The following is an 11,661-nucleotide window of genomic DNA, read 5'->3' as shown; positions in this document are numbered from 1 at the left end:
GATCGGACCACCGGCGATGGTGATGCTGTCGCCATTGCCGAAGCTGACCTTCAGGTCATTGCCATTGGCCTGCTGCGTGACGGTGACCTGGTCCGGCGTGATGCCCGCACCCAGCTCGATGCGGTCATCACCACCCCAGCCGCCATCCCAACGGTCGGGACCACCCTCGACTATGGTGTCGTTGCCGTCGCCGCGATTGAACCGGTAGATGTCGTTGCCGCCTCCGCCAGCCAGATAGTCGTCGCCGGTACCGCCCACGAGCACGTCGTCGCCATTGCGCGCAATGATCTGGTCGTTGCCTCCGCCGCTACGCAGCGTTTCGGCATCGTTTGTACCGTAGATCCGGTCGTCACCATTGGTGTACGGAACAACGGCGCCGGCCAATGAACTGCGAGCCCATATGGTGCCGTCCTCGAATCGAATTTCATCGATCCAGTCGTTTTCCGACGCCGAAGCTCCATTGATGACACGGACGGTATCGGCGCCGTTGCCGATCGAGAACACGAAATCGGCGCCGTTGTTCGCCGTTGTGACCTGCACATCTTCCGGCCGGATACCTGGTCCAAACCGAAGCACATCAAGACCGCCGCCAGCACCATTCAGGCCTTCGCGGATGGTGTCGTGTCCATCACCCCGTGAGAACAGATAGGTATCGTTCCCCATCCCACCAGTCAGCGTATCATCGCCAACCCCACCTTCGACGGTGTCATTGCCGCTGGTACCGACGAACACGTCGTCGCCCGCTCCAAGTGAGATACGTTCGATACCAGTCAGCGTCGCGCCACTCAGATCGAACGTATCCGTGGCATCGGTGGTGCGAACGATAACGCCCGAGTGGCCGTCTGCCGTAATCGCCTCGACTTTGGCAATGCGCTTCAAACCAATCGTAACACCGTCGGCGGTCGCCTTGATCGTGTCGATCCCCGCACCACCGTCGAAATCGTCGCTGCCATCTCCTATTCCGACAAGGAAGGTGTCGGCTCCGCTACTGCCTCGAATTGTGTCGTCGCCCGCGCCCCCGGCAATACCGGCTATTCCGTTCACCTTGAGCGCCGAGAGGTCGAGCGTATCCGCAACTCCGGTAAGCGAAATCGTCACGCCGGCATAATCTGCCCCATCGATCACCTCGACGCCCGTTAGCGCGGCGATACCAATGACTGCGCCGTCGCTGCTCGCGCGGATCGTGTCGATCCCGGCACCTCCGTCGATCCGATCATGACCGTTGTCGCCTGCACCGAACTCGAAAACGTCGTCACCCGCGTTACCGCCAAGCACGTCGTCCCCACCGCCGCCACGCACGACATCTGTCCCTTGGCTACCGACGAACGTGTCGTCTCCGCCGTCGAGCTCAAAACGTGCGATGCCGACATAAGCCGTCTTTGTCAGGTCGAATATATCGGCCGCGTCGGATCCCTCCACGATCACGTTGGCAAAGCCTGCTGCGGTTACAGTCTCGATATTAGCCATACGCGAAAGATGGATCACGGTACCGTCAGCTATCGCTTGGATCCGGTCGTTCCCCGCGCCACCATCGACATCATCGCCAGCAGACAGCGCAACACCGTAGCGCAACACATCGTCCCCGGCACCAAGGTCGATAACGTCGGCGCCTGCCGATCCGGTCAATATATCGTTGCCGTCACCCATCAGGATCGACTGGATATCCCGGAGCGTCACGCCGGACAAATCAAGCGTGTCACCGTCATCCGTTGCGCCGAGTACCACCCCGGTGTGACCACCACCGCTGATCATTTCGACATTCTGAATGCCGGCAAGGCCGATCATTGTGCCATCGGACATTGCCAGGATCGTATCGACACCAGATCCCCCATCGACAGTGTCGACACCGTCTTCTTCGCCGTCCACCAAGAATATATCGTCGCCGCCCGCGCCGCGCAAAACGTCGTTGCCGCTGCCACCACGCAGCGTATTGGCGCTTTCGTCCCCAGTAAGAACGTCGGCCCCAATCCCACCGATCGCAGCCTCGAACCCGCTAATCGTTTCAACCTGCGGGTTGTCGACGCCGATCATGGTCGCCGTTCCCGCTCCCAAGTCGATAGACCAGCGGTCCAGCGAGAAACCGTAGTCCACAGTGTCAAATCCAGCACCGCCATCGAGGGTGTCGAGGCCTTCGTCACCCGAGACCACATCGTCGCCATCCCCACCGTGGATCGTATCAGCGCCCACACCGCCACGCAGTTCGTCGTTACCAGCGCCACCGGAGAGTGTGTCGTTGCCGTCCATGCCGAAGATCGTGTCAGCGCCATCGAGCCCATCGACCGTGTCACCGCTGGAGCTTCCGACAATGAAATCATCGTCAGGCGTCGCGGGCTGAGCAAGCATGCGCCGCACGATGTCGTCACGAGACAGCGTCACTCCATCTGCAAAACGCACCTGCTGGATGCCCCCAGCTCCTTCGAACTGATTACGTACGACAACTCCACCGCCTCCGGCGACGGTGATAAAGAGGTCAGCCGGAGCGCTCGCACGCCGGTCGAACCTAAGATCGGCCAAAACGATATCCGCGCCGAGCGCCAGTGTATTGATTGCACCATCTGCCGTTTCGACGATGGTGTCGTTGCCATCGCCACGCGCGTAAATGTAGGTGTCCGCGCCCATGCCGCCGATAAGCATGTCATTACCGGCTCCGCCGGTGAGGGTATCATTGCTGGCAAAGCCACTCACAATATCATCGCCCGCCGTAATTGCCGCGCCGATGGCGGCGCCGCGAAGGGCTGCAAAAGCAACGGTGCTGCCATCTGCGAACGCCAGAAGCTCGATGCCGCTTGCACCGCCCAAATCCTGGCCCTTGAGCAGCAGAGATTCCGAGTGACCAGCGATCGTGAGCATCATGTCGCCGCCGGTGCCGATCGCAGTCAGCCGGAGATCCGCGAAAGCGATGCCCTCACCAAAGCGTATGGTATCAAGATCGGTGCTGGCAGGTGCGAGCTTGGCCCCGCCGCCAATCGCCTCGTCGATCGTATCGGCGCCATCCCCAAGGTTGAAGAGATAGGTATCGCCGCCACCGAGGCCTACCAGGACATTATTGCCCGCCCCGCCATGAAGTGTCTCAGCAAAGTTGGTGCCGACGATCCGTCCGGCCACCGGCGACGAGAACGCGTTGGCAGCCCGGTCAGTCAATTGCTGCTTGGTCCAAACAACACCATCAGCAAAGGCGACCTGATCGATACCGCCGCCCGCGACGTTCTGCTGATCGAGATATATCGTTTGTCCGTCGGAAACTTCGATGATGATGTCATCGGAGTCTGTCGGTGAAGTAACAACCCTAACGTCTACGGCGTTGATTCCTGCCAGTTCAAGCCGATCAACGGCTTCGGAATCTACAGCATCGTAGATTACGTCGTTGCCGTCGCCGCGAGCATAGATGTAGCGGTCCGATCCCATGCCGCCGCGCAGCACGTCATCGCCACCCATGCCGCGCAGAACATCAGAGCCCGTGGTCCCGGTAATCGTATCGTCGCCCATGGTCGAAGGGACAGTGACACCGCCTAGTGTATTTGCCTGGATAAGATCGTTGAGGGTCTGCCAAGTCCATGTCGTTCCATCCGCGAAGACGAAACTCTCGACGCGGCTACCAGCGTTCTGCTGACCTACGATGTATAGGCGATCCTCGGTTCCCTTGATCGACAATACGATTCCTGCATTGTCGCCATCTTGCACGGATTGCGATACAGTGAGGTCACCAGCCATCACACCTGGCGCGAACCGCACGACATCCAGGCCACCGGCGTCCACGATCGTATCCCGACCATCGACCCTACCGAAGAGATAGGTGTCGTCGCCAAAACCGCCCTCCAGGCGATCAGCGCCACTACCGCCATCAAGGATGTCACTGCCGTCATCGCCATAGAGAAAATCGTTACCTCCGCCGCCGTACAGACTATCTTGTCCGTCCGAACCGCGGATGATGTCCGCGCCAGCGGTGGTCGCCTGTTCGTAGAGGTGAGCTCGCAGCTCGGCGAGCGTCCACCGGGTACCGTCAGCGAATTCGATATGCTCAATGGCTTGGCCAGCGCCTTGAGCACCGATGAGATATACCCGGTCTTCCGTATTCGCGATTGCGATTACGAGTCCACGTGTATCGCTGTCCTGAAGAGATCTCGACAACACGATGTCAGCAGAGGTGATCCCGGCACCGAAGCGCAATGTGTCGTCGCCACTTTCATCCCAAATGGTGTCGCGCCCGTCGCCGCGGTTGAACAAGTATATGTCATTGCCACTACCACCCTCGAGACGATCCACGCCGGCTCCGCCGGCCAGCGTGTCGTTGCCGCCGCGCCCATAGAGGGAGTCATTTCCATCACCCCCTGTAAGCTGATCGGCCGCATAAGAGCCTTGCAGAGTATCCGAACCGGAAGTGTGTTCGTCGGCAAAAAGATGGGACCGGATATCGGATTCAGTCCACTTCGTGCCATCGAAGAACTCGAACCCACTGATCCGATTAGCTCCATCTAATTGAGCTGTCAGATAGAGCCTATCGCTCGTGGCATTAATCGAAACAATCACGCCACCGGTATCGCTGTCTTGCAGCGAGCGAGACAGCCGTATGTCGGAGGCACTAATTCCTTCGCCGAATCGAACGATATTCGTGCCCGCAGTGTCTACGACGATATCATCTCCATCACCAAGATTGAAGATGTAGATATCATTTCCACCGCCGCCTTCAAGACGATCGCGACCACTTCCCCCTATAAGGGTGTCATCGCCTCCATTCGCATAGATATAGTCATCTCCCGCTCCCGTGGAGATCAGATCATTCTCGTCCGACCCATAAATTATATCCGCGCCTGCTGTTGCCTGCTGCCGGTATAACTCCTTGCGAAATTCGGCACTGGTCCAAACGGTACCATCTTCGAACTCAAACCGCTCCAACCCCGATTGTGCTTGCTGCCCTCGAATATAGATTTGCCCGGGCGCATTAGCGAATGTTATAATAACGCCAGTTTTATCATCATCCTGCTGAGACCTCGCGATTCTTATATCCGAAGCACGAATGCCAGAGCCAAAGCGTAGCGTGTCTAAACCAGAGTAATCAAAAATCGTATCATCACCATCGCCTAAATTATATAGATAGACGTCATTACTAAAACTACCCTCAAGCCTGTCATTACCGGCGCCGCCATATAATGTATCATCTCCGTAGTTTCCAAACAGCAAATCATCACCAGCGCCACCGATTAGCCGGTCGTTGCCGTCTTCACCGGACAACACATCATTCCCGGACCCGCCCTGCAGCGTGTCGTCTCCGCGCGTACCCTTGATGTTGTCGCCATTATTTGCGGGGTTCTGCGCCAACAAGGCCTGCTCGAACTGGGCACGCGTCCAGGACGTACCGTCGGCAAATTCGAACGTATTGATCCCACTGGGATAGGCGGTGCCGTAACCCCAGGTGTCGATCACCATTTGATTGTCCAGCAGCAGCGAGCCGCTGGCATTGGCAAAGGTCACCCGAACGTTGTTGCTGTCGTTGGTGTCGCGACGAAGGATCAAGTCACTGGCAGTGATCCCAGCGCCGAAGCGCAGCGTATTCCAACCCGCAAAGTCCGCGTAATCTGCCTTGCTGGAGTCATAGATCCGGTCGTCGCCGTCACCGACATTGTAAATGTAGGTGTCCGCACCCCAGCCGCCTTCCAGATTGTCATTGCCGGTGCCGCCGGTCAGCGTGTCGTCGCCGTTGCCGCCATATATTTCATCATTACCGCTGCCGCCGACCAACGTATCGGCATTACCGGTGCCATAGAGGACGTCGTTCAACGCGGTCGAATTCTGCGCCAACAAGGCCTGCTCAAATTGCGTGCGCGTCCAAGACGTACCGTCGGCGAATTCGAAGGTATTGATCCCACTGGGATAGGCGGTACCGTAACCCCAGGTGTCGATCACCATTTGATTGTCCAGCAGCAGCGAGCCGCTGGCATTGGCAAAGGTCACCCGAACGTTGTTGCTGTCGTTGGTGTCGCGACGAAGGATCAAGTCACTGGCAGTGATCCCAGCGCCGAAGCGCAGCGTATTCCAACCCGCAAAGTCCGCGTAATCTGCCTTACTGGAGTCGTAGATCCGGTCGTCGCCGTCACCGACATTGTAAATATAGGTGTCCGCGCCCCAGCCGCCTTCCAGATTGTCATTGCCGGTGCCGCCGGTCAGCGTGTCGTCGCCGTTGCCGCCATATATTTCATCATTACCGCTGCCGCCGACCAACGTATCAGCATTACCGGTGCCATAGAGGACGTCGTCCAACGCGGTCGAATTCTGCGCCAACAAGGCCTGCTCAAATTGCGTGCGCGTCCAAGACGTACCGTCGGCGAATTCGAAGGTATTTATCCCACTGGGAAAGGCGGTGCCGTAACCCCAGGTGTCGATCACCATTTGATTGTCCAGCAGCAGCGAGCCGCTGGCATTGGCAAAGGTCACCCGAACGTTGTTGCTGTCGTTGGTGTCGCGACGAAGGATCAAGTCACTGGCAGTGATCCCAGCGCCGAAGCGCAGCGTATTCCAACCCGCAAAGTCCGCGTAATCTGCCTTGCTGGAGTCGTAGATCCGGTCGTCGCCGTCACCGACATTGTAAATATAGGTGTCCGCGCCCCAGCCGCCTTCCAGATTGTCATTGCCGGTGCCGCCGGTCAGCGTGTCGTCGCCGTTGCCGCCATATATTTCATCATTACCGCTGCCGCCGACCAACGTATCGGCATTACCGGTGCCATAGAGGACGTCGTTCAACGCGGTCGAATTCTGCGCCAACAAGGCCTGTTCGAACTGCGCACGCGTCCAAGACGTACCGTCGGCAAATTCGAACGTATTGATCCCACTGGGAAAGGCGGTGCCGTAACCCCAGGTGTCGATCGCCATCTGGTTGTCCAGCAGCAGCGAGCCGCTGGCATTGGCAAAGGTCACCCGTACGTTGTTGCTGTCGTTGGTGTCGCGACGAAGGATCAAGTCACTCGCAGTGATCCCAGCGCCGAAGCGCAGCGTATTCCAACCCGCAAAGTTCCAGTAATCCGCCTTGCTGGAGTCGTAGATCCGGTCGTCGCCGTCACCGACATTGTAAATGTAGGTGTCCGCACCCCAGCCGCCCTGCAGATTGTCGTCACCTGCGCCGCCGATCAGGGTGTCGTCGCCATTGACGGTGGAAAGGTCGTCGTTGCCGTCAAAGCCGCGCGAGATGTCAGAACCGCTAGTTCCGGCAGTCAAAATGTATTGCTGAACAAGGTCGCGCAACGTCATGCTCGTACCGTCGGCGAAGCGGACTTCCTCGATGGAACGTGCGCCGTCAGCCAAGGATTGGTGCTTAAGCGTGATCGTCTGCTGGTAGGCCTTTAGGTGGATGACGAGATCGCCTGGCGCAGAACCCATGGTCAACGTCACCGCATCGCGTCCAATCCCAGCTCCAAATGCCAGGACGTCGACATCTTCCGCAAAGCCGACATCGTCGATAGTTAAGTCACCGCCATTCAAAAGCACGGTGTAGACGTCCGTACCATAGCCGCCGGCTAACACGTCGTGCCCGCCTCCGCCGGTCAGCCGGTCGTCGTAGACCGTCCCGTTGAGCGTCTGGTCCTGCGCGGTGCCTTGGATCGTCGAACCCGCAGTCTTCGCAAAAACTGCGCGCGCGGTCATGTCACCGCGACTCCAAGTCGTATCGGTGAACGACACTGCGTCAATGCCCGTAGCGGTCGCGGTCACCGCCTCGCGCAGGTCGATAATGTCACTATCAACGATACCGTCTATGCGCAGCGACAATGTCGTGCCCGCCGAGCGCGCTATAACGGTCACATCGCTAGGCGTGATCCCGCGATCGAATTCCAACACATCCCGGTCGCCAGCCCCGATGCCACTGTCTGCGACAATATCGTGGCCATCCCCTGGACGATAGACATAAGTATCGCTGCCCTCCCCGCCATCGAGCCGGTCGTCGTCCGCGCCGCCCTCCAAATAGTCGTCACCACCGCGTCCCGAGAGTCGGTCGTTACCGTTGCCACCCGAAAGCCAGTCCGATCCGCTATTCATCGGATCGGCGGATACGCCATCTGCGCCCACCACTTGGTCGTCGCCGGAACCGCCGGAAAGTACGTTACCGCTGCCACCACCGGCATCAAGAACATCGTTGCCTGAGCCGCCGAACAACCAGTCGTCAAGCGCGCCCCCGATCAGTCGATCATCACCTACATCGCCGAACAGATCATCGCCAGTATCTCCTCCAGCGATCCGATCGTTACCACCTCCGCCATGGAAAACGTTTGAGACGTGGAAAATTGAAGCCTCTGACGGACCAGAGCGTTTGCCGCCCCCTGCGACCGTCAGTTGGTCGTCTGCTTCTGTCCCCTCAAGAATTGTCTTAGATGAAGTGTCGACGGTGTCGATGAGTCTCTTACCGTCGAGGAGAATAACACGTTCACCATTTCGCAGATTACCCGTCGCCTCAAATCGAAATTGAACATCACGAGCGGCAATCCCTGCCTTTTCTATCAGGTAGGAAAATCCGCCGTCCCAGTCATGGGCGTCACGCTTGAGCAAACCTAGCTCCGCCGCCCTTGTGAGTGTCAGCATCCAATCTGCGGCAAAGAGTGACCCGGGCTCAGCCGCGATCAGCGCATTGATGGCCGTCGATGCCTCACGATAGGTTTTCAAACGCGAGGCTAGTGATAGATTCCCAAGCAGGACGTCGAGGCCAAAATCGACTTTGTGTTTTTTATCCGATGATTCCCCGCCAGCTAGGTCCGTGGAGTCACTGTAACCCAACGATAATGTATGATAAAACGCTCGTTTCGTGATGACGTCTCCGCCAAGGAATGACATATTTTTTGCGGCATGCAGGACGCCGTATTCGATCAGGTCTTCAGCAGAGTTAAATGACAGACGGTTCGATGAACTTGTTCCATCTTTCCAGTATTCGAAAACCTTCGATCGTATTCCATAGGATCCTGCCTCGACGTTACCACCATTGATAAGGTCACCGCCGATGAACGCCATGATGGCATTTATGGAATTCGCGGCAGTCACACCAAGTTGACGCGCCACAGTCTTATTTCCACCATCTTTCTTCCAAACCGAGGAAACCGAGAAGAGACCCGATGTGTCGTTAAAAGATACTATAGCGCCGGACTCCGGCTTGCCCGTGAAGATGCCTCCGATCAGGCCACCGATCAGATTGCCGAGAAAGGCGCCGATAGCTGTCCCTATGATCGGGCCGAGGACAGCTGAGCCGACAGCCTGACCAATCGTTCCCCCAAAGGCCGCTGCGCCAGCAGTCGAACCGAGGGCACCTCCGATTGACGATCCAAGTTGCTCGCCAATTTCATCCCAATCTGCTATGGTAGAAGCTAGAGTACTACCAATATAACTCGCCGCGACGTTGCCGATATTGGCGACTTCCACCCCATTGAATATGGAGGTTAAATCCTTTGCACCGTTGGCTAGGTTTGCCAAAATTGTATTTATTGCCGCTCCAGCAGCCGAGTTAAGCAGTCCCGCAGGGACGCCTCCAACACCCAGCGCACCAACAATCTGCGCAGATAAAAAGGAGCTTGCTACGCCAACTCCCGAACCTTGGAGATTTGTGAGAAACTCACCTCCGATCCCGTCAAAAGCTTTTGACAGGCTACTGCCCAACGCGCTGCTCTGTCCAAAGGCGACAGCATTCAGCGCATCTCCCAGATTGGAGCCGAACGTGGTTAAAGCCGCCGAAGCAAGCGTTTCAACGAGTGGGTTGCCTCCCGCGATATACCGCCCGAAGGTTGCTCCAATGATTTCGCCGGCGCTGACAAAATCTATGGCACCCTGATCCACACCGTGCCGCCGGATTGTCGTCGGCTGACCCGCCTCAGTTCTGATTTCTACGTCCCCGCTGCCATATCGGCGAACACCAGTCGGCTTCAGCGTCACGCCGTCCGCCTGGTCGACGTACATGTCTATAGATACAGTCTCCCCGAACCGATCCGTGCCGATTTCGGCACTTACAATCGCACCCCGCGGATTTCGCGGATCGAGAGCGATCACGCGGGCCGATTTGCCGTTGATTACTAGCTGACCATTCTTGCCTCGCTCGACCGACACGCTAGGCAGAACTGGAGTCACACCTGCATCAATCGTGGGGATTGCACCGCCGGATGAGGCGCCTGCGTAAGGCGTGACTCCGTTGAAATGAAAGTCTCCCGCAGCTATTATCTTGTCGAAAGCCTCTGAGAAGCCCGCGAGAAGTTGGGCGTCAACAATGAGCTGCGGCCCGCTGCCGTCGTGCGAAGTTCTGACAATATATTGGGCATGAGACGACTGCCCGTTACGATACCCGGTAACAACGATCTCATCCTCGGCAGGGGGTGCATCCGGAGCCTGGAATACATCGCCCATCACAATCGTGTCGCCGTTTAATTCTCGAACGCGCTGCACGTACAGCTTGCCGTCGGGACCGACCTGAACGATGTCTACCCACCGGTAGCGACCGTTGTCGCCGTACAGCGCGCCAGATAGACCGTCATAATAGAAGTTGTTGAGACGATCGCCCAGGACTGTCCCCGCTGCTCCGGCAACGACCACCAAGCCGACGTAAGCCACCGCCGAAAGCGGGCCACCGGCCAGCATGGGCGCCAGGAACGTGGCAGCCGCATCGGCCGTTGCCACGCCCGATGCGAAACGCGCAAAGAAGCCGCTCGCGAGCTTGCGCGCCTCGGTCTCGTTCCCGGCGTCGAGAGCAGACTTCATGTTCAAAGCGGTTAGCGCAAGGTCGCCAATGATGGCGGCAGGGCCGATCAGCTTTCCCGCCTTTTCGAAATTCCTGAGAACGGCGCCGACTTTCGCGAAGCGCTCGGCATCCGCCATGCTCCAGCCGGTGGTCAGCTTCTCAACCGGAATCACCGCCTGGTCGCCCGCGGTGTTGATGCCGCCAGCCGGGATCACTTCCGGCATGAACTCGTGACTGACGATCAGGCCACCATCCGTCCCGACGGCGACATTCCCCAGAAGGCGTTCATATGACCGGGCAGATACGATGTCGAGCACCACTTGACGGCCGTGCTGCGCCGCCGCTTCCAGAGATGCCCCTTCCGCCAAAGCGATACGCGTCGCACCGTCCATGTAGTTACGAAGCTCAGCGGCATCGATGCCGTCGATGTACGTCACCGCCTTGTTTGCCAGCAGCGCCGGTAATTCGGTCTGCGAGAATATTTTAGGAGCGCCACTCTCCTCATAAGCCAACGCATTTGGGCTGATCGTATAGACGCTACCAGAGGCTTTGGACGCCAACTGTTCAGACGCGACATCCCAATGCGGCTGAAGGGCAGCATTATACTCTGCGCGGCCCTCTTCAGAATCAAACGTATACCCAGCCTTTTCAGCGAGTAATTTTACATCTTCTTGGAGCGCGCCGAATGGTGTATCCATATCGTTAGCGATTTGGCCGCTCTTGCTCTTGAGCCCTGCGACAACCCTCCATGCTGGATAACCCTGATTACCCGTGGCATCGATGTATCCGCTATAGAGAACTACAGTTTTCCCAGGCTCCAGTTCCCATTTCACATTGTCTATTTTGTCGAGAATGGCGCTAAATTCCTCCTTCGACAACGTACCTCGATCAATTGCATCGCGCATGATCGCTTTCATTTGATCGAAGGATATTTCGGAATTTGGCACAGTCTCATCCCCCTTGATATA

The 11,661-nt window shown here is 57.7% G+C and carries 1 protein-coding gene; it reads right to left on the bottom strand.

What is annotated here, in order from left to right:
• Nucleotides 1-11,610, bottom strand: an 11,610-nt coding sequence (locus U1703_RS17580) for a beta strand repeat-containing protein (protein WP_332786767.1), incomplete at its 3' end; no start/stop codon positions are given.
• Nucleotides 11,611-11,661 lie beyond the last annotated feature (51 nt).

The sequence above is a fragment of the Sphingomonas flavida genome (assembly GCF_036663655.1).
Classification (GTDB): domain Bacteria; phylum Pseudomonadota; class Alphaproteobacteria; order Sphingomonadales; family Sphingomonadaceae; genus Sphingomonas.
This window is presented reverse-complemented; position numbering and strand designations above follow the sequence as displayed.